Genomic DNA, 19,585 nt, shown 5'->3' with positions numbered 1-19,585 from the left:
TGAACGTAACGCACCATCATGTCGCTCGCATGCTTTTGTGAACTTTGTACCCAATTAAACCGGCAAGCGACACCAATAGAAATGAATTCAGCCACATCCAAGGCGACCACCCAATCGCTGGCAAGCCTAGCTTTTGACTTGTGAAGAGGTAGGCATTAAGTGAATTCCGTTCTTCGGGAGAAAAGGGGATGCGAGTAAGCCGGTCACGAGGAACGTCTGAGACAACGGTGCCCCGCGGCCAGGATGGGAACCAATCCGCCGCGCGACGCGGCGACTCGAAATCTTCGACCGAAATCAGCTCAAATTCCCACCACGAATAAACATCTTTCTGCCTGCCCTTTTTGGGATACCGAACGCCATCAATGGTTGCAATCTCAGTGGTAGAGCCTTGCTCCTCGCCGTTCCCATCGCCATAGAGAATTAAATACTCAGGGCCATTTGTGGTAATGTTCCGACTGTGGATTTCTTCCCCATTCAAATCTGTGTAGACTACGCGACTTTCAATACAGCGGCCAAAAGGTGAAAGCTCAATTTCACGAGAATCGACTTGCTCAAGTGGCCAGGCCGGTGACGCCTTGCGGGCAGCTTGAGGCCCGGTCTTCTGACTGCTTGCGCCAGTCAAGTTCCTTCGAAATGGATCAATCGCCAGTAGATAGCCACCAGTATTGGAGGCGATCTGCCCTGAATGTGAGCTGGTTGCACTGAACTCGTCAAATAGATTATTTTCCCAGGTCCTATATTCGCGGCCGTTGTACGCATACCAGTTTAATGTGATTGTTTCTGAATCATAGATCGGAATCCCGGGGTTCTCGATGAACAGTGTTAACCTGGTCGGCAGGACTTGACTGGGCGAATAGGCGTCTCCGATGATCAATTCCCGCTCCGCGTCAATGAGCAGTTGAGGGCGGGGGCCAAATAGATTAGGAGGCGGCCCACTGCCGGCATGAGGAGTGCAGTGAATCCGGTACCGATAGCGTTTTCCAACAAACCAATCCAGGCTTGTCATCGCCGCATATCGTTCCTCTTTCTCCTCGATCGACAGCTTCCTCCCATCCTCAAAACTAGTATCCTCAAAGCTGATTTCCTGCGCTGCGATCGCAACAATCGACGCAGGCCCGTACAATGCAAGTATGGTGATGGCTGCTATATAGTAAATAAACGTTTTTCGTAAACCCATTTGATGCACTACTCCAGAAGAATTCAATTAGCTTTATTCAAAACTACGTGACATCACCTACTTAAGCCCATCCTTTCAACTCCGCTACCAAAACCGAATGCAGCGGCGAGGTCGTCAGCACTTTTAGCTGATTGACGGCTCTAACTTCCCGCAGCAAGCAATATGTCACATGATCTGCCACGGTAACAATGTCGTAAGCGTGATTGATCTTCGGAGCGGCTGCGCCACCCGCAAGGGAGTCACAGTAGCCCCCCCCCTGGTTTGATGTCAAGCGTTTTTATGATTTTGTTTTTTTGAAAGTCTTAGTTCCCGACCTCGGCTGGGTCCGGAAAATGTGGGGTCCGGAAAATGTGACGGGGGTAATATTTCGAGTTCGCAGTCATTCTCAATGTCATCGACAGCGACGGAGATCGAGAGTGTTCCGCCAAATCACGTAGGGCCGGTTCTACCGGCCGTCCGCTGGGGCATCCCACCGAAGAGCGATCACGCACCTCGACGACATGGTCCGGCCAAGGAATCGGAAAACCAACGCATGTGGCCGGTGGAACCGGCCCTACGCCGCGTCCGGAAAATGTGACGGGGGTAATATTTCGAGTTCGCAGTCATTCTCAATGTCATCGACAGCGACGGAGATCGAGAGTGTTCCGCCAAATCACGTAGGGCCGGTTCTACCGGCCGTCCGCTGGGGCATCCCACCGAAGAGCGATCACGCACCTCGACGACATGGTCCGGCCAAGGAACCGGAAAACCAACGCATGTGGCCGGTGGAACCGGCCCTACGGGCATCCCACCGAAGAACGATCTCGCATCTCGGCGACATGGTCTCCGGCCAAGGAGTCGGAAAACCAACGCATGTGGCCGGTGGAACCGGCCCTACGGGCATCCCACCGAAGAACGATCACGCACCTCGACGACATGGTCCGGCCAAGGAACCGGAAAACCAACGCATGTGGCCGGTGGAACCGGCCCTACGGGCATCCCACCGAAGAACGATCTCGCACCTCGACGACATGGTCCGGCCAAGGAATCGGAAAACCAACGCATGTGGCCGGTGGAACCGGCCCTACGGGCATCCCACCGAAGAACGATCTCGCGTCTCGGCGACATGGTCTCCGGCCAAGGAGTCGGAAAACCAATGCATGTGGCCGGTGGAACCGGCCCTACGGGCATCCCACCGAAGAGCGATCTCGCACCTCGACGACATGGTCCGGCCAAGGAATCGGAAAACCAACGCATGTGGCCGGTGGAACCGGCCCTACGGGCATTCCACCGAAGAGCGATCACGCACCTCGACGACATCGTCCGGCCAAGGAATGGGAAAACCAACGCATGTGGCCGGTGGAACCGGCCCTACGGGCATCCCACCGAAGAGCGATCACGCACCTCGACGACATGGTCCGGCCAAGGAGTCGGAAAACCAACGCATGTGGCCGGTGGAACCGGCCCTACGGGCATTCCACCGAAGAACGATCTTGCACCTCGGCGACATCGTCCGACCCAGGAATGGGAAAACCAACGCATGTGGCCGGTGGAACCGGCCCTACGAGCATTCCACCGAAGAGCGATCACGCACCTCGACGACATCGTCCGGCCAAGGAATGGGAAAACCAACGCATGTGGCCGGTGGAACCGGCCCTACGGGCATTCCACCGAAGAGCGATCACGCACCTCGACGACATCGTCCGGCCAAGGAATGGGAAAACCAACGCATGTGGCCGGTGGAACCGGCCCTACGAGCATTCCACCGAAGAGCGATCTCGCACCTCGACGACATGGTCCGACCAAGGCATCGGAAAACCAACGCATGTGGCCGGTGGAACCGGCCCTACGGGCATCCCGCCGAAGAACGATCTCGCATCTCGGCGACATGGTCCGGCCAAGGAGTCGGAAAACCAACGCATGTGGCCGGTGGAACCGGCCCTACGAGCATCCCACCGAAGAGCGATCATGCACCTCGGCGACATGGTCCGGCCCAGGAGTCGGAAAACCAACGCATGTGGCCGGTGGAACCGGCCCTACGCTGGAGTTCGATAGGGACAGAGCACATTGTCAGGTTCGCCGACACTCGCTCACATGAACGATATCGTGGTTCGGGATCCGTTCCGTGCCATCGGGGCTGGCCAGTGACGATTGGCACCCGGGCTTTGACTCGGCAAATTAACCAATTGAAACGACTCGGGCGGTGGCGGATTTCCGCGCGTGTGATCGGACACCCAGCGATGGACTTGATTTCGGGCTCGGTGGGCGTTAGTGAACGAGCGGAAAATTACGGCCTGAAATGGCGGTCGAACGCTCCGCGGTCGACCATTCCCACTGCGGAGCGTTCGGCCACCTATTTACCGCTCGTTCCTAACCCGCCAGCACCTCTTTCGCCGCGTCGATGGTTTCGTCGATGATCGCTTCGTCATGCAGACGACTGAAGAACAAGGCTTCGAATTGGCTGCAGGGCATGTAGATACCTTTTTGGATCATGCCCCAGAAGTAGCGACCAAACGCTTCGCGGTCGCAGCGATCCGCGTCGTCCCAGCAGGTCACGGTGTCGGGATTGAAAAACAGCGTCATCATGCTGCCCACGCGGGTTACGGTGTGCGGAATGCCAGCGGCCGTGGCGGCTGCGTCGAGCCCCTCGGCGAGCTTGGCACCCATTCGCTCGAGTTGCCCGTAGGGAGGATTCTCCTTGAGAATCTTCAGCGTCGCGGAGCCCGCGGCGACGGCGACGGGGTTGCCGCTAAGCGTACCGGCTTGATAAACCTTCCCCGCTGGTAACACATTGTCCATGATGTCGGTGCGGCCACCGTAGGCGCCCAACGGCATGCCACCGCCGACAATTTTACCGAGTGTCGTCATGTCCGGCGTGATCCCAAAGAGTTCTTGGGCGCCGCCCGGTGCGACACGGAACCCGGTCATCACCTCGTCAAAAATCAAAATCGATCCATGACGCGTCGTTAAGTCACGCAGTGCTTGGAGGAATTCCATCGTCGGAACCACGCAGCCCATGTTGCCCACGACGGGCTCGAGAATCACGGCCGCGATTTGATCACCCTCAGCCGAAAAGGCATTTTCTAGCTGAGTGACATCATTGTAGGACAGCACGAGGGTATCGCCCACGGCGCCGGGGGTGACGCCCGGCGAGTCGGGGGCACCGAGGGTTGCCGCGGCACTACCAGCGGCAACCAACAATGCGTCGACGTGCCCGTGATAGTTTCCCGCAAACTTGATCACCTTGTTTCGTCCCGTCGCACCACGGGCGACACGCAGCGCGCTCATCGTGGCCTCGGTGCCGCTATTAACGAGGCGGACTTTCTCAATGCTTGGAACCGCCTCGATAATCTGCTCCGCCAGTTGTGATTCAGCCTCGGAGGGGGCCCCGTAGCTCGTGCCACGCTGGGCCGCGCGAGTAATCGCCTCGATCACTTCGGCTTGAGCGTGACCGAGAATCATCGGCCCCCAAGAACCGATGTAGTCGACGTAACGATTGCCGTCGATATCGAACAGGTATGGACCTTCGGCACGTTCGATGAACAGCGGCGTGCCGCCCACAGCACCAAACGCGCGAGCCGGTGAATTCACGCCGCCGGGCATCAAACGTAGGGCTCGTGCAAAGGCGGCTTGGCTGCGGGCGGGCGCGGTGGGGGACGTCGACGACGCGGACATGTCAAATCTAGCTGTTGGAGTTGTCGAAAGAGTGCATTCCTGTGGCTGAAGTTTAGACCTCTACCGCGTTGGCTTCCAGACGCCGCACGATTTAAGCGTCCCTTGATCCGTTTTCGATTCCCCACAATTTACGGCCTGTTGATTGAATCGAATTTTCGCCGGCAATGGTGAGCCGAATACCGCCAGGTATCGAGTAACGCACGGCACCCGGCCGCTGACGCGACTCAGCTCATGAACACAACAGTCCGCGAACGCCCAAACGGAATCTTGAGTCGAAAAGCTGATCAACAGGTGCTCAGTCGTCGAGCAATCGGGCCGCGATCACGCACGCGGCGGTTTCGATGCGCAGGATTCGCTTGCCTAAATCGACGGCCCGCAACCCCGCAGCCACACCGACGTTGAGCTCATCGTCGGTTAGCCCCCCTTCGGGACCGATCACGCAGCTCACGCTCTCGGACGCCCCCACTGGCATCTCGCTCAGCGGTCCGCCTCCCGGCATCGCCACCAGCCCAATGGGTTCGTCGTGCGTCGCCGCGTGCGATAACCGGGCTTGACCGATCCACGCTTCAAATGACACAACCGGTGAGATCGTCATGAATTGATTTCGGCCTGATTGCTTGCACGCTTCGATCACGATTCGATCCAGTTTCCCGATCAAGGAGGGCGACGGTGGTCGCTGCGTTCGTGCAAACGTCAGGGGCGTTATTCGCGTGACACCGAGTTCCGTCAAACGCTCGATCATTTCCTTGCAACGCTCGGGTTTGGGCAGGGCAATCGCGAGTTCGAGCTGTCGAGTCGCTTCCTGATCGACTATTTGGGGTGGTTCGCTGAGACATTCGCAAACCCGGCGATCAACGGCCGTCACCACGGCGGTCGATTGATTTCCACGGCCATCAAACAGTTCCACCGCGTCACCGACACGCAGCCGCATCACCTTCACCGCGTGTGCAGCCTCGTCGTCGGGCATCCGGACGAGGGGGGACTGCATGACTAGATCGGGGACGTAATATCGTCGCGTCATCGGTGGCTTGTCGTTTCGAGAGCAAAGTGGGAGCCGGTCGCTCCAATCGGGAAGACTGTAACGTCGGCAGGGTTTGGGTCGCAGTGGGGCTGCGGCAGAGGCCGATTTGAGTCCCACAGGCACGAGTTTAACCGTGCGGCACCCATTGGGTCAAAGTTGCTGAGATCTCATCACCTGACGCATAATTGAGGCCCCCGGCATTGAGAACCAAGCAGAGTTCAAGTGATCCCCGCCGCCATCGATCCGCCGCACCAGCGCATCGCAACTCATCGACGTCAGGTGAATTGCTCAACGATGAATTCAGCAATTATCCGCCTGAATGCACCGCATCGCTCGCCCCGGCAGTCCTGCACTACTGGGGTTTGCTTGCCTCGCCCTTCGCCGTCTCGGAACCGCTTGGTCAACGGCCGCATCCCAACGATTTTTATTTCCGCGGCGACCACCATGTCGCCGCATGGCATTGGATGCAAAACCTCGTTCGCCGTCCCACCTGCCTCGGCATGCTGACGGCATCGCCAGGTGTCGGCACAACCACCCTGCTGCGTCAAATAACGACCACCTCGGGTTTGGGGACCACTGCGATTGAGACCGCCACGGCGCAGTGGGGGGATCAATCGCTGGCGCAGTTCACCGATGGACTCAGCGACGCGGCCGCCAAGATCGACTCGTCCAGCAGCGTTCGCACTGTTTGGCTGGTTGACGTGGCACCGGCCAGCCGAGTTTGCGTCCGCTATCAGCGGGCGGCCGCGCTGACGAATTGGTGTCAAACGCATGCTCATCGCCTGTCGAACCTGACGGTGGTGATGGTGATTCGCAAAGACGTCGATCACGTGCGACTGGTGTCCAACGCAACCCACGCGGTTCCGTCGCATCATCTTTCGAGATGGAGCGATCACGAGTTGGTGCGCTGCGTCAGTGCCGCACTTTATCATGCCGGCGGAACGCGTCCCGCCCTCACCGTGGCAGCAACCACACGGCTCGCAGAGGCGGCGGCAGGTTCCGTCAGCCGGCTCGGCAGACTCGTCCACACCGCCCTGCTGCATGGTTACATCATGGGCCTCCGACAGGTCTCACGGAAGGATCTGTCCAGCCGACTCGGTGACGCGTCGACCACCGCCCGTAGTCGAGTCGCATGATTCCCGGGTGACCGGAACAGCCTCCACCACGTCCATTTCGAAATCGAATTCCCCCGGCGCGAAATCAAGTGGAACATGACAGTTGCGTGGTTCGATGGCGTTGAATTTCCAGTCGAGCCGCTGAAACCAAGACAGCGACTTTTCCCACTGCTTGATCGCCGCGTAGATTCGAACTGCCATCGGGTGGTCTGGCTCACGCGTCCCTCTCAGCACCGACAACGCGCCGCTAGGGAATCCTTTCATCAACAATGCGGTAGCAAAATTGCGTTTGTAAGCGTTGCTGACATCAGAGCGTTCGAGCAGGGTGCCGGGGGTCAGCACAAATGCACGATACAAATCGACCGCACTGTCGATGCGGCCGGCTCGCATCAAGCAAACCCCCTGAGCATTGCGAACCTGCGGATTGCGGCCTGCCGAAGCGAGTGAATTCGCCGCTCCGATGTAATCCTCTTTCTTGATCAGCCCCCACGCTCGCCGGATCGCGGGGTTGAGTGGTGTCACGCAATGGCTTGCTCGCCGACCCTCGGCAGGGCGACTTTCGGACGGTTGTTTTTGTTGATCGGTGTGGGTACGCGCAGACATCGTCTGGACTTTCATGACTGGGTGAAAACATGCATTGGTAGAAAACAGGAGGCAGCGTTGAACGCTCCTAAACCTGCAATCGCACGTTCAAATTCACCAGCGTCGCGGACTCGCAACGAGAGGCACTGGGGTCGCGGTGCGTTTTGCAACGGGGCAGAAAACTCGGATTTGCCACGGTACTGACGAACGTGGCCAAGCTTCCGCCGAGCGGATCGGACTCGTTTGATTTCTCGCCGGTGACTCTCGCCACGGCGGTCGGCTGGGTTGCCCAGTATGCGACCGCATGCGTGTCGACGCTCAGCGATTCACTCGCCGACACGTCAGGAATCGAGTCCACGACACATCGCGAGACCGTCAATCCAAGCGGCGCGACCTGCACCAGGGCGGCCATGAAAACCAAGCTGGTCAGCAGTCGTCGCGCGACGAAACCCCAATGCTTGGGGGAACCCCCAAAACAAGCAGATCGCCGGTTGGATTGGTTGCGTGTCATGGTGTCTCGTAGAATGCGATGCCGCGTTTTAAACCAATGTTCCAACGCAGCACCGACTTCTTAGTATTATCGATCCCGCTCCAGATCTGGCAAGGCCATCTCTGTTGAAATTGATATCCAAATTCGCGAACACCGCGATTGAGACGGCGTCGTTCGCAGCGCACCGGACATCGGCAAGCGTGTAGAATTGACAGCGTTCGCGCCACCGGTATCCATCAACGCTCCCCCTGTTGTCTTCGCTCATGAGTTTGCGCCGTATCCATTCGAGTTTTTATGTATGGAAGTTGCTGGTAGTGGGGTTCGTTCTCACTTCGGCATGGACGCAAATGGCGAATGCGCAGGTTCGCATCAGCACTTTTTCTGTCGACATTACGATCCCGCCCGGGCACCGCTGCATGGGGATATTGCCGATCAAGGCACAACAGATTGATGATCCCTTGCAGGCGGTCGGGGTGGTGTTGCTCGGCGAGGAGGCTCCGGTCGTCGTGGTGGCGTTGGATTGGTGCGAGGTACGAAATTCGGCGTACGATTTGTGGCGAGACCAGCTCGCCGAAGCAGCGTCCACCACGCGTGAGCGCGTCTTGGTCTGTTCGCTGCACCAGCATGACGCGCCCGTTACCGACAATCGAGCACAAGAGCTGCTGGATGAAGTTGGGCTGCAGGGCGAGTTGTTCGATGTCTCATTTCAAGCAGCCTGCATCTCCGATACGGCCCGCGCGATCCGTGTCGCGATCGAGCAGGCGCGGCCCGTGACACACATTGGAGTGGGGCAAGCCCAAGTCGAAAAAATCGCTAGCAATCGGCGCGTCGAGCATCCTGACGGCTCGGTGCATTTCGATCGCTATAGCCGGACGGAGCCAGATTCGTACCAAGCGACCAGCGCCCCCGGTGAAATCGACCCCTGGCTGAAGTCAATCAGCTTTTGGAATGGTGAACAGGAAATTGCCGTCTTGTCCTGCTACGCCACCCATCCCATGAGCTCTTACGGGATGGGTGCCGTCAGTGCCGACTTCATTGGCTTGGCTCGGCGGCGCCGACAAGTCGACACCCCTGGTACGCTGCAGGTCTATCTGACGGGCTGCAGTGGTGATGTCACGGCCGGCAAATACAACGACGGTTCATTGGCGGCACGGGGAATCTTAGCCGATCGACTGTATCGTGGCCTATCCGCCGCAGCGACACAAACCCAACGTAGCGAGCTGCCCGGGTGGACGTTTCGCAACGCAGAACTGACGTTGCCGTTCCAGGATGACGCGGAATTCACGCAGGCCGCGATGACCGCCGTTTTGCAGAATCCCCAGGTGAAGACTGAACAGCGAATCTTAGCGGCAATGGGCCTGAGTTCCTTGGAACGCGTCCAACGTGGCGAACCAATCGATGTACCGTGTGTCGATTTCGGAGCGGCGCAGTTCGTTGTGCTACCCGGTGAAGCCTTTATTGGATACCAACTGATGGCACAGCGTTTGAAACCGAAGTCGTTTGTGATGGTCAGTGGTTATGGCGAATGTTGGACCGGATACATTCCCACGGCGCGCGCCATGGCCGATGGATTTGACCATGGCTGGCGGTGGGTTGGTCCCGACTGCGAACCACTCGTTGAACAAGCATTGGCTGAAGCCCTTCACACGCCCGACGAATCTGGGCGGTGAACTGCGTGCCTGGGGCGGGGCGGCCCTACCTCGCGTGACTCCCTACCGAGAAAACATCTTTCGCGGCCTGCCGCCCTGCTCAGCAAGAGGTGTGATTGGTTCGATCAATGGGGGTGAGAATGGTAGTGCTGTCGCAGCAGGTCTTTCCCGTAGTCGTTCCCGTTGGGCGTTCGTATCACAGTGTGGATGTGGTCGCGTGTTGGCTCGGCGGTGCGAAACGGCGCCACCCGGCGTTGATGGTCGAACTCGATCAAAACAACCGGGCTGTGAATCCGATAGTAGTAGACGCTGCTGTCGGTCGTCCCGCCAATCCATGCAAAGTAGGTTTCGTCGAGGTGCTCTTTGACCTCGGACATCCGGATGGTCGCGTGTTCCGGCCGCATATTGCCGACGTATTCTTCGATCAAACGAAGCAGCCCCTTTTTCTGGCTGTCGCTGAGTTCTGACCCAACGAGACCGGCGTAATCAAGGACAACGTTGTCCTTGTAGGCCTCGGTCAAGTTGTTGTTGCCGTTCTTGTCCTGCATCAGGATCGCTTGGGACCGCTGTTCGTCGGTCAAGCTCTGCATGAACGCGAGCCCCTCGTCTTGCTCGTCTTGCATGACAACGGTGCCTTTGAATTTCCCCGCCTTGGCTTCAACCGGCTCCGCGCCCATGAAAACCGGGCTCATGACGACTTGGTCTCCCAACACGAAGTAGTTCACGACGACGTGGTGCCCATCGAGCTGCCAGCCCCAAGGTTTGGTTTCGGAGGGTTCGCCCATGATCGTGAGCCAGTACAGCCACTCGCCATATTCGTCGAAATTGTTGGCAAGTTCAGCGAGCGTACCATTGAGCTTCATCATGTCCTGGGTTTTCTTGAGCCCCTTGGCACTCAGGCTCTCACCGAGCATGTCGAAAGCTAGCTTTCGCTGTTCATCGGACATTTCATCAAAGCCAACGCCCTGCCGTTTCATTCTGTGACGGTTGTCCCACTGCCGCCATTCCGAGTCGTCAACCGCGAAAACGGTCCGCTTGCGTTGATCTTCGCTCAGTCCGGCCAAGAACGCTTTCGCAGCATCGCGAACAGGTTCGGTCGACACGCCCGTCGACTCGATCGAAAAGAGCTCCGGTTGGACACCTTCGGACGTGGTGATCCCAACGAATGGTTCTTCGATCCCAGGCGTTCGCCCGGGTCGCACGCCTGGGCGTTGTGAGTAAACGACGGCACAGGCACCGAACATCGCGATCACGGGAACCGCGATCCATCCCAATTTCTTATGCATTGAATCTCTTTCTAGTAGTGATCATCCGCGCCATCGCGGCTTCGTTGGCGGCTTACGAACGAGCGGGAAATTACGGTCTGAAATGGTGGTCGAACACTCCCCGGTCGACCATTCCGACCGCGGAGCGTTGGGCCACTTATTTTCCGCTCGTTCCTTACATCCAGTTCGACCAGTTGCTCACGCATCTGCTCGGCACGCTCGGGAAATTTGCTAGCGAGATCGTGCACCTCAGTCAGATTATAGAGGCAAACGCAACCGTCTTTCTGTTGCATCCCGCAAAAAACTGGCTCATCCGACGGAAGGGTGCGTGGGAGTACAGTGGAAGTTTCTTTTAGGTATCGCTCCAGCATCCAATCTGTTTTCAAAGACACCATTGGCGTACCATCGACCGGGAGATCCCTTGCCCAGCCCGCACCTCTGCAGAGCTTCGCTCCGTTTTTCCCGGCAGGCCCAGTCGAATTTCCCGGCAAGCAGCATAACGCTGTCAATCCAATCCCACCAATAAATCATGGGACACTTGAGTCATGCTTCCCAAACCTCCGGCGCACGCTTCCGTCGGATGATCCCAAAAATCTCCAATTGCCAACGGTCAACGACTCGCCAGCGATTCCAGGGCGTCAACATCGACCATCCCCAAACCGTGGGCGGGGGCGATGCGGCTCCGGAGAAAACGGGCTCCGGAGAAAACGGGCTCCGAATCGATTCCACCGCCCGTCGGTTCCACCGCCCGTCGATTCCACGGCCCGTCGGTTCCACGGCCCCCGGTTCCACGGCCCCCGGTTCCACGGCCCAGCGCCCGTCCATACAACATCACGGCGGCCGTCATCCACACGGATCAACCGGCCGTTAAACGAAGAACCATAGCGACAGCTTGCCATCGGCGCCGTCCGAAAACAGATCGCTGGCAAAAATCGCCGCCAGCAGAATGGATGCATTGGTCGCGGCGTGAACGATGATGATCGCCAACAGATCTTTTCGATAATAGAACCACAGGTTAGTCAGAACGGCCCACGGTAGCATGACCCACCACTCCCACATCATGTGCGTGCTCAGGAAGACGACGACCACGACGATGAAGCTGCGCCACGAGAACCGTCCCAACGGCAGCTCGCGAAAGTCCTGGTCCCCGTCATAAACATCCACATAACGCATTAAAAAGCTGCGCATGAACAGCTCTTCCATCACCGGGGTGACCAGCGCGTAGCCGACCATTCGCAACGCCAGAACCCACGAGACCCAGGCGACCCCAGCCATCGCCGGATCGAATTCGATCCCCTCGCCCTTGGGTTTGATCTCAGGGATCAACACGTACGGCAGAATCCACATCGCGGCCAACGCCACTCCGAGCATCAAATCGGCCAGGTTCATCCAGCCCAATTTCAGTCGTAGCTCACGATAACAACCCCGGGACCAAAAATACGCCAGAACTCCCACCGGAACAACAACGCGCAGCACGTAGAGCAACAGGGCAAAATCCGCAGGCGCAGCGTTGCTGAGTTCAACGACCAGCAGAAACGCGAGCATCGGGGCGATGTAAGGCAACATTGAGCGAATCTCTCGGTTCGATGGGCTTTCAGGCGAGGTAGTGATCGCCAATATGCCGGGAAAACTAGACCGTCCAAGCGGAATCGACAAGCCGAGACGCTCGGATCGATGAGGCGGTTGCGCGGGCGATGGTTGATGCTCTGTCCCCACTGCCGTCCTCTAGAACGCTGTCCGACCTATTGGCGCAGCACGCGTTCGTATTGGTCGACCATGGCGTCCCAACCGAACTCGTTGATGACCTTGGGGGCGGCGGTCGCCAGGCGTGCTCGCAAGGCGGGGTCAGCGAGGAGGGTGCGTAGACCGCCGGTGAGGGCGGTCGTTGAGTTCTCGACCAGCCAGCCGTTCTCGTTGTGCTCGATGGCTGCGCGGACGCCGCCACCGGCATCGACGGCGAGGGCGGCGAGTCCGCCGGCCATCGCTTCGAGCATCGCGGACGGAAATCCCTCGTACCGACTCGGCAGCACAAACACGTCGGACTCGGCGAGATGCGGCCACACGGAATCGACCCAGCCACAAAATTCAACACGGTGCTCGATCGCTCGATCGCGTGCCATTGTTTCGAGCTTATTGAATTCACTCCCATCGCCTAAGATTTTCAGTGTCCAGGCTGGTGTCTCGTCTCCAGGCGAGATCTCAGCGAGTGATTCCAGCAATCGATCGAAACCTTTCTCAGGCTCGAGTCGCCCCATCGCGATCAGGCGAACTGGCGAAGCGGCATGACTTGCGGCGCGCAGTTCCGTGTACCCTGGCGGCGGAGGCTCAACCGCCGACGGAATGACGACGGTGTTGGCCCGCATGCGATGATTGATCGTCGCGGCCACGTCGTCGCTCAAACAAACCACGGCATCGGCGTGGGGATACAAGCGGTCACGCAGCCACTCACGCAGTCGTCCAAGTGATTGATGGGCCGGATCGCTCCGTTCGCTGACGACGATGCGGAGAGGACGACGCAGGCCACGTGTTGCGAATAGAACGAGTACGTTTGTTGCGTCGCAGAACGACAACAGGACGTCGTAGTCGCCCTGCCGAATCTCGCGGCGCAATCTCGCAACGCGTTCCAACGATCCCGTTTTCCGCTTGGCCGTTGACATGACGTCGAGCGGAATCCAACGCACCGAGTCGCTTAGCCGGTGGCGACGATGAGCTCCATCATCGAGTGTGATTAAGTCAACACGGTGCCGCCGCGCAGCGAGTTGCCCCGACAATCCTGCCATCACTCGCTCGGCTCCTCCGCCATCGAGCGAATGGATCACGCACGCGATTCGGAGCGGCAACGGTTCATTCCCCGTGGCTCGGCCCGATGCTGAGCCCATGTGTTCGGCCGTTTCCTGGGAGGAACGATTCATGTGATCACTCGCCTCGAATCAGTCGGCTGCCTTTGCCCGTCAACCGAAGATAGGTATCCGAGGGAAGACCTTCGAGGCCGAGAAAATGAGCTTGCGTCGGCGGCGTGTTGGTGACCTTAAAAATCGCCGTCGCCTCATCCACCTCATCGAACATCGCCACTTTCACCATCTCGATCTTGAGGTCAGCGGCAGTTTCGAACTGCCGCCAGTAGAACTCGCCGCCGAGTCGCGGGATGTCCGTGCTACCTGCAGGTTTGTGTTTGAGGTTATCCCAACGGAACCCGGGGAAAACGACGGGCATGTACTGCATCCCATTCCGCTCGGCTTCGGCGCGATCGCCCGCCCAGCGTCCGGTGTCGGCGTGTTTTTCGTCGCCGTCGCGGCGCACATGCCCCACATTCCATGGGCTGAGGACGTCGAAGCGGCGGAGTGCCCGAGCCCATTCGGGATCGGTGACATCTCGCCACGGCCAATTGCAGCCGCCGATCAAGGTGACTTGATAGGGGCCATCGGCTTGGAAGAAATCGATCAGAGCGTGGGCGGTCTCGCTGCGAAATCGCTCGGGGAAAAACCCCCACACCGCGAGCACGGGACGGCCATCGTGATGCAGGTAGCGAGGATTCTCGATGATCTTCAGCTCGTCGACGAGAATTTCCCAATCGCTCGTGATCCGCGCGAGCAACTGGTCCTCGGCCACGCCACTCATGTCGTACTCGACCGCGAAGACGCGTCCACTCTGCTCCGCTGCCGCCGCGGCATGACGGAGCACACGCGTCGAATCAGGATGCTTTGTTTCGGATACAAATCGTTGGACGAGAGCGCCGTCGATCCCGTACTGGCGCATCCAATCGAAGTGCCGAGCGACCGTTTGCCGGTTTGCCGAGCTGAACAGCTCGGCTTGTCCACCGTCCGGGTAGGTGAAGCCCGCAGCGGGGTACTTTTCGCTCGCAGAATACTCGCTCATGTCCGGCCACATTTCGAACGTCAGCGATTCCGGCGCGAGTCGTTTTCGGTCGCCGCTCCAGTGAACCCATCCTCTGCCACTCGGGTCATCGGGGCAGCGGAACCAGCCTTGGTACCCACAGAGCACTTTGTGATGCAGGGTGGTCGCGTCGATAGGACGGGATCGGTCGGCTGCGCGTACACAACGTGCCGATCCACAGATGCTGCTGATCGCGCCTAGGATCAGGAACAGAACCAGGCAGGCACGAATGGCCGGGCGAACGCCACTTTGGTTCGCTGCGGGAGCGTCGGGAACCATCGAAAACCGCTCGGCCATTCGTCGTCGGTTCATGATTGTTTGCCGGTATCGTTGGTGATCGAAGGCATTCCGAAGCGAAAGCCGGGCTGCAAACGATGCCCTCGGATAAATTCCGCCGCGTCCATTTCCTTTTTCCCCGCTGGCTGCAATCGCTCGACGATCACTTTTCCATCGCCACAACCGATCGCCATTTCATCTTTGGTGTCGCTGGCGAGCAGGCAACCTGCCTCGCCCGCGCCAACGGAGGCGTCAGCTTGGGGGGTGACCCTCAAAATGGCCAGTCGGACGGGCGGTTTGCCTGGTTTGGTCTCGGCAAACGTGTACGCGATTGGCCAAGGTTGCATCCCGCGAATGAGACAATCGATGTGGTGTGCCGAGCGCGACCAATCGATCTCGGCTTCCGCTTTGCTGAGGCGTCGTGCCTGGGACACCCGCGATGGATCCTGGACGCCGCCCATCGGTGGCATGGGCTCACCACGGGCATGATCGGCAAGTTCGTGATCGAGTAATTGGATTGCCTCGAGAGTGGCTTCGACGCCGACCTCTGAGAGACGCACTTCGAGCTGCCCGGACGTTTCAGTCGCTCCGATCAGTGTCCGGCGTGTCGCGAGGATCGGACCGCCATCGAGTCGCGGGGTCATGTGGATCACGCTCACTCCCGTTTCCGCATCGCCGCTGAGTACCGAACGCTGCACCGGAGCTGCGCCGCGGTAGGCAGGTAACAGCGAGCCATGCAGATTGATGCCTCCCCAGCGTGTCGTCGCGAGTGCAGCGGGGCGGAGTATTTGACCATAGTCGCACACCACCATCAGATCGGCTTCGAGCGCAGCGAGTCGCCGCACGACTTCGTCCTCGTTGATATCGCCGGGTGATTCGAGAGGCAGCCCATGCGAAACGGCCCAGTCATGAACGGGGGCAGGAGGCGGCCCCCCTCGACTTCGGACGGGTGGCCGGGGGCGAGTGATCACGAGTGGGAGTTCATGTCCCGCAGCCCGGATCGCTTCAAAGGCGGGTACGGCGAACGGGCCCGTGCCCATCAAGACGATGCGTCGTTTGACAATGCTCATGTGTACGCTTTCTCACGTTCTGCCAATCGGCGAGCCAGTTCGGCATCGTCGGGGATGGTGCCGGTATTCCGGAGGGACTCATACGTCGTCTCAAATTCAGCGAGTGCGTGTTCGATATCACGTTTCGCTTCGTTGCCGATCCGATCAAAGAACATCACCCCGTCGAGATGATCGACTTCGTGCTGGACAACACGCGCCAAGAATCCATCCAGCTCCATGTTGATCTCGTTGCCCTGCAGGTCGTAGCCCTGCAGCCGGACTGTTTTGGGCCGTTTGACTTGCGCGTACACGCCCGGCACGCTGAGGCAGCCCTCTTGTCCCGATTCACTTCCCTTGGGTCGATCAATCACTGGATTGATGACGACCCACTCTTCCCCTTCGCCCCGCTCGCCGCTCGGGTTGGCGACAAACATCCGAATCGGCAAGTCAACTTGATTTGCAGCCAGTCCGACGCCTTCGTTGTCGTACATCAGATCGAGCATCTCAGCCGCCATTTCGCGAAGTTTCGCGTCGACTCGCACGATTGGGCGACTGCGGTGCTGCAGTGTGGGGTGGGGGTGGTGGATGATCGAAAGGGCCATGGCGTCGACAGTAATCAGTGGTGGGGGGCAATCAGTACGGTGATTATGGAGCATGGAGGAGGATTTGATAAGAACCTAGACGAGAGGTGGGGTGAGAAGCTGGGGAGATCGCTTTGGGGAAAAATACCGTTACCTGCACAAATTGTATCGATTGGAGTGGTCAACTCGATCCGGATCGCTACTACCCATGCAGAGACCGCGACACCGAGTCGACGCGGTTGATTCGAAACCTCCCCAACAGAGAACTTAAGATGAAAAAGTTAGTTTGCCTCGTTGCCATGCTCTCCACGTCCAGCCTCTCAGCAGGCGATCAGTGCCCGCTTGCCGCTGCCGCCGCCCATCGAGCGGCCAACACCCTTGTCGCCGCACCCGCAGCCCAGAGTGACATCGTCGATACCGCAGTCGCCGCGGGTCAATTCAAAACCTTGGTCGCCGCCGTCAAGGCAGCCGGCCTGGTTGACACGCTCAAGGGAGACGGCCCGTTCACCGTGTTCGCCCCCACCGACGCCGCGTTTGCCAAACTGCCATCGGGGACGGTGGAATCGCTGCTCAAACCTGAGAATCTCAAGAAGCTGCAGAGCATCCTGACCTACCACGTTGTGGCCGGCAAAGTCATGGCAGCGGACGCCGCGAAGTTGAGCAGTGCGAAAACGGTGGAAGGTCAACAGATCGCGATCAAGGCTGGAGACGGCGGCGTCATGATCAACCAATCGAAAGTCATCAAAGCAGACATCGTCACCAGCAACGGGGTGATCCATGTGATCGATAGCGTGCTGCTGCCGGCCGACAAGGACATCGTTGCGACCGCCGCGGGCAGTAAAAACTTCTCCACATTGGTGGCGGCCGTGAAGGCTGCTGGTCTCGTTGAAACACTCCAAGGCGAGGGACCGTTCACGGTTTTTGCACCCACCAACGAAGCGTTCGCTGCACTGCCCGAAGGCACGATCGCCAACCTGCTGAAGCCTGAAAACAAGGACCAACTGGTGGCCATCCTCACCTACCATGTTGTTCCCGGTGAAGTCCTCGCTGCCGACGCAGCCAAATTGTCGTCCGCGAAGACGGTTAATGGCGAAGAACTCGCGATCAAGTCCGCAGATGGCAAAGTGATGATCGACGGAGCGACCGTCACCGCCGCCGATATCAAGACGAGCAACGGCGTGATCCATGTCATCGACCAAGTGTTGCTCCCCTAAATCTCGTTGCCACCAATTATTCAAATTCGACGCCTGGACAACACCGTCCAGGCGTTTTTTCGTTTTCACAAGGAGCAAGTCGATGGGTGCGTACGTTGTATTGGGCGGTACCGGCGCGGTCGGTTCTCCATTGGTTGAGCGACTCGTTGGTAACGGCCATCAAGTGATGATCGGTGCCCGTGAGCCGGAGAAAGCGAGGCCGCTGGAGGAGCGATCGGGATGTGATGTCTGCCGAGTCACCGCGGATAATTCCGCGTCGATCGAGGGCTGCGTGAGGGCGGCAGTGGAGAAGTACGGGCGGCTGGACGGCGTCGCGAACTGCATCGGATCGATCCTCTTGAAACCGGCCCACTTGATCACCGATGATCAGTGGCTTGAAACACTGACGACCAATCTGTCCTCGTCGTTTTTTCTCGCCCGGGCGGCTGCCCAAGCGATGCGGGATGCAGGCGGTGCGATCGTCTTGGTATCCTCCGTCGCGGCTCGCTATGGGATAGCCAATCACGAAGCGATCGCGGCAGCGAAAGCGGGCGTCGAGGGTCTGACACGATCACTCGCCGCGACCTATGCGAACCGAAACATTCGCGTCAATGCCGTCGCACCCGGGCTGGTGAAATCGGACATGACACGCAGCCTGTGGGAATCTCCAGCGATCGCGAGGGCGTCGGAAAAGATGCATCCGCTCGGCCGACTCGGTGAGCCCACGGAAGTCGCCGAACTCATCGGCTGGCTATTGGAGCCCACCGCGGGATGGATCACGGGCCAGGTGATTGGCATCGACGGCGGATTGGGATCCGTTGCGTCGCGACGATGAACGATGGGCAGGGATGTCTCGGAGAAACGTGGCGTCTCATCGCGGGCCGGGGAAAAAGGCGTTAGTGCGCCGCACATATTCGCGGTAGTCGGGCTTACTCTCTTGGAGAGATTTCTCTAGCAAAGTCACGCCTGAAACTCGCATTAAGAAAATGGACATCGTGATCGGCCCGATCACCATCCACGCCACGTGACTGGTCCCGTAGGCGGCCAGGAACAGGCCCCACCAAACCAGGAAATCGCCGAAATAGTTGGGGTGGCGGGTGTATCGCCATAGCCCCCGGTCGAGAACTTTGCCTTGATTGTCTGGATCGGCTTTGAATCTCGCTAATTGCCAATCGCCGATTGACTCAAAGAACAGGCCCGCGGCGAACACCAGCGTGCCGGCGATGGTCAGCCAGCCTGGGTGGTGGTCACTGCCGTCGTAGAGCGTTTGCAGGGGCAGCGAGACAATCCACATAACCACGGCCTGGACGCCAAAGACGGTCAGTAGGCTGACCCAGGGAAATGAGCTGCCCCAATGCTGACGCATTTTCTGATAGCGAGGGTCTTCGCCTTTGTCATGGTTCCGCCAGGCTAGGTACACGCTCAACCGGACTCCCCACAGGGTCGTCAGGCACGGCACGAGCACGCTGTCGCCGGTCTCGCCCCGTGACCAATATGCCGTCCAGCCAACCACCACAAATCCGAGTCCCCAAGCGATATCGATAATACTGACATCACCGAGAAAGAGACTGACCAGCCACATGGTGAACATGAGCACGCCGATTGCGATGGCACAGTATGTCAGGCTCAGCAGCATAGG

17 protein-coding genes are annotated in these 19,585 nt (G+C 58.9%); 5 read left to right on the top strand and 12 right to left on the bottom strand.

Translation table 11 applies throughout. The features are described from left to right. Positions 1–16: 16 nt before the first annotated feature. From SH410x_RS08425 to SH410x_RS08415, 3 genes are all read right to left on the bottom strand, one after another. Positions 17–1,177 (bottom strand): hypothetical protein, encoded by a 1,161-nt coding sequence (locus tag SH410x_RS08425; protein WP_473676072.1) that lies wholly within the window; start codon positions 1,175–1,177, stop codon positions 17–19. Between the two features lie 2,349 nt (positions 1,178–3,526). Further along, on the bottom strand, positions 3,527–4,831 hold the full coding sequence (gene hemL, locus SH410x_RS08420) for a glutamate-1-semialdehyde 2,1-aminomutase (RefSeq protein ID WP_473676071.1): 1,305 nt from the start codon (positions 4,829–4,831) through the stop codon (positions 3,527–3,529). Between the two features lie 295 nt (positions 4,832–5,126). Continuing rightward, positions 5,127–5,852 (bottom strand): RsmE family RNA methyltransferase, encoded by a 726-nt coding sequence (locus SH410x_RS08415; RefSeq protein ID WP_473676070.1) that lies wholly within the window; start codon positions 5,850–5,852, stop codon positions 5,127–5,129. A 200-nt stretch (positions 5,853–6,052) separates the two neighbouring features. Between SH410x_RS08415 and SH410x_RS08410 the strand changes: the two genes are divergently transcribed. Next, positions 6,053–6,988: a hypothetical protein gene (locus SH410x_RS08410; protein ID WP_473676069.1), complete on the top strand. Its 936-nt coding sequence runs from the start codon at positions 6,053–6,055 to the stop codon at positions 6,986–6,988. Here the strand turns inward: SH410x_RS08410 and SH410x_RS08405 are convergent. Next, positions 6,923–7,570, bottom strand: coding sequence for a tetratricopeptide repeat protein (locus SH410x_RS08405; RefSeq protein ID WP_473676068.1), 648 nt, complete (start codon positions 7,568–7,570; stop codon positions 6,923–6,925). The genes SH410x_RS08410 and SH410x_RS08405 overlap by 66 nt on opposite strands. 67 nt (positions 7,571–7,637) lie before the next feature. After that, on the bottom strand, positions 7,638–8,060 hold the full coding sequence (locus SH410x_RS08400; protein WP_473676067.1) for a hypothetical protein: 423 nt from the start codon (positions 8,058–8,060) through the stop codon (positions 7,638–7,640). A 242-nt stretch (positions 8,061–8,302) separates the two neighbouring features. Here SH410x_RS08400 and SH410x_RS08395 point away from each other — a divergent pair, with 242 nt between their 5' ends. After that, positions 8,303–9,709 (top strand): hypothetical protein, encoded by a 1,407-nt coding sequence (locus tag SH410x_RS08395; protein WP_473676066.1) that lies wholly within the window; start codon positions 8,303–8,305, stop codon positions 9,707–9,709. 104 nt (positions 9,710–9,813) lie between these two features. On the opposite strand, the gene SH410x_RS08390 is transcribed toward SH410x_RS08395, so the two are convergent. Then, positions 9,814–10,932 carry a DUF3500 domain-containing protein gene (locus SH410x_RS08390; protein ID WP_473677272.1) on the bottom strand — a complete coding sequence of 373 codons (1,119 nt, stop codon included), beginning with the start codon at positions 10,930–10,932 and terminating at the stop codon, positions 9,814–9,816. A 41-nt stretch (positions 10,933–10,973) separates the two neighbouring features. Here SH410x_RS08390 and SH410x_RS08385 point away from each other — a divergent pair, with 41 nt between their 5' ends. Beyond that, complete coding sequence (locus SH410x_RS08385) at positions 10,974–11,309, top strand: hypothetical protein (RefSeq protein WP_473676065.1); 336 nt, start codon at positions 10,974–10,976, stop codon at positions 11,307–11,309. Positions 11,310–11,820: 511 nt separating this feature from the next. Here SH410x_RS08385 and SH410x_RS08380 read toward each other — a convergent pair. The 5 genes from SH410x_RS08380 to def all read right to left on the bottom strand — a co-directional run bounded on the left by SH410x_RS08380 (position 11,821) and on the right by def (position 16,774). Beyond that, the gene (locus tag SH410x_RS08380; protein WP_473676064.1) at positions 11,821–12,519 is read right to left on the bottom strand and encodes a CAAX prenyl protease-related protein; all 699 of its coding nucleotides are present in this window, start codon (positions 12,517–12,519) and stop codon (positions 11,821–11,823) included. Positions 12,520–12,695: 176 nt separating this feature from the next. Beyond that, complete coding sequence (locus SH410x_RS08375; protein ID WP_473676063.1) at positions 12,696–13,865, bottom strand: glycosyltransferase; 1,170 nt, start codon at positions 13,863–13,865, stop codon at positions 12,696–12,698. A gap of 4 nt (positions 13,866–13,869) precedes the next feature. Next, positions 13,870–15,159 (bottom strand): glycoside hydrolase family 99 protein, encoded by a 1,290-nt coding sequence (locus tag SH410x_RS08370; RefSeq protein ID WP_473676062.1) that lies wholly within the window; start codon positions 15,157–15,159, stop codon positions 13,870–13,872. Next, the gene (locus SH410x_RS08365) at positions 15,156–16,193 is read right to left on the bottom strand and encodes a methionyl-tRNA formyltransferase (RefSeq protein ID WP_473676061.1); all 1,038 of its coding nucleotides are present in this window, start codon (positions 16,191–16,193) and stop codon (positions 15,156–15,158) included. Before SH410x_RS08365 ends, SH410x_RS08370 begins: the two co-directional genes overlap by 4 nt. After that, positions 16,190–16,774, bottom strand: coding sequence for a peptide deformylase (gene def / locus SH410x_RS08360; RefSeq protein WP_473677271.1), 585 nt, complete (start codon positions 16,772–16,774; stop codon positions 16,190–16,192). The genes SH410x_RS08365 and def overlap by 4 nt, the downstream gene beginning before the upstream one ends. Before the next feature lie 251 nt (positions 16,775–17,025). On the opposite strand from def, the gene SH410x_RS08355 reads away from it, so the two are divergent. Together SH410x_RS08355 and SH410x_RS08350 are read left to right on the top strand one after the other, a co-directional pair. Further along, entirely contained in the window at positions 17,026–17,967 is a 942-nt protein-coding gene (locus tag SH410x_RS08355; RefSeq protein WP_473676060.1) for a fasciclin domain-containing protein, read from the top strand. Between the two features lie 82 nt (positions 17,968–18,049). Then, positions 18,050–18,781 (top strand): SDR family NAD(P)-dependent oxidoreductase, encoded by a 732-nt coding sequence (locus tag SH410x_RS08350; protein ID WP_473676059.1) that lies wholly within the window; start codon positions 18,050–18,052, stop codon positions 18,779–18,781. 36 nt (positions 18,782–18,817) lie between these two features. On the opposite strand, the gene SH410x_RS08345 is transcribed toward SH410x_RS08350, so the two are convergent. After that, positions 18,818–19,582: a DUF1295 domain-containing protein gene (locus SH410x_RS08345; protein ID WP_473676058.1), complete on the bottom strand. Its 765-nt coding sequence runs from the start codon at positions 19,580–19,582 to the stop codon at positions 18,818–18,820. Positions 19,583–19,585: the final 3 nt, after the last annotated feature.

The organism is Rhodopirellula sp. SH410 (assembly GCF_055811895.1).
The sequence above is the reverse complement of the archived record's forward strand: the minus strand, read 5'-3'. Positions and strand labels throughout refer to the sequence as shown.

Bases quoted from the DNA above. Each gene is read 5' to 3' on its own strand.
- SH410x_RS08405 (WP_473676068.1), bottom strand. From the start codon at position 7,570: ATGTCTGCGCGTACCCACACCGATCAACAAAAACAACCGTCCGAAAGT.
- SH410x_RS08370 (WP_473676062.1), bottom strand. From the start codon at position 15,159: ATGAACCGACGACGAATGGCCGAGCGGTTTTCGATGGTTCCCGACGCT.
- SH410x_RS08390 (WP_473677272.1), bottom strand. From the start codon at position 10,932: ATGTTCGGTGCCTGTGCCGTCGTTTACTCACAACGCCCAGGCGTGCGA.
- SH410x_RS08380 (WP_473676064.1), bottom strand. From the start codon at position 12,519: ATGTTGCCTTACATCGCCCCGATGCTCGCGTTTCTGCTGGTCGTTGAA.
- SH410x_RS08400 (WP_473676067.1), bottom strand. From the start codon at position 8,060: ATGACACGCAACCAATCCAACCGGCGATCTGCTTGTTTTGGGGGTTCC.
- hemL (WP_473676071.1), bottom strand. From the start codon at position 4,831: ATGTCCGCGTCGTCGACGTCCCCCACCGCGCCCGCCCGCAGCCAAGCC.
- SH410x_RS08365 (WP_473676061.1), bottom strand. From the start codon at position 16,193: ATGAGCATTGTCAAACGACGCATCGTCTTGATGGGCACGGGCCCGTTC.
- SH410x_RS08355 (WP_473676060.1), top strand. From the start codon at position 17,026: ATGAAAAAGTTAGTTTGCCTCGTTGCCATGCTCTCCACGTCCAGCCTC.
- SH410x_RS08415 (WP_473676070.1), bottom strand. From the start codon at position 5,852: ATGACGCGACGATATTACGTCCCCGATCTAGTCATGCAGTCCCCCCTC.
- SH410x_RS08350 (WP_473676059.1), top strand. From the start codon at position 18,050: ATGGGTGCGTACGTTGTATTGGGCGGTACCGGCGCGGTCGGTTCTCCA.
- SH410x_RS08425 (WP_473676072.1), bottom strand. From the start codon at position 1,177: ATGGGTTTACGAAAAACGTTTATTTACTATATAGCAGCCATCACCATA.
- SH410x_RS08375 (WP_473676063.1), bottom strand. From the start codon at position 13,865: ATGAATCGTTCCTCCCAGGAAACGGCCGAACACATGGGCTCAGCATCG.
- def (WP_473677271.1), bottom strand. From the start codon at position 16,774: ATGGCCCTTTCGATCATCCACCACCCCCACCCCACACTGCAGCACCGC.
- SH410x_RS08345 (WP_473676058.1), bottom strand. From the start codon at position 19,582: ATGCTGCTGAGCCTGACATACTGTGCCATCGCAATCGGCGTGCTCATG.
- SH410x_RS08395 (WP_473676066.1), top strand. From the start codon at position 8,303: ATGAGTTTGCGCCGTATCCATTCGAGTTTTTATGTATGGAAGTTGCTG.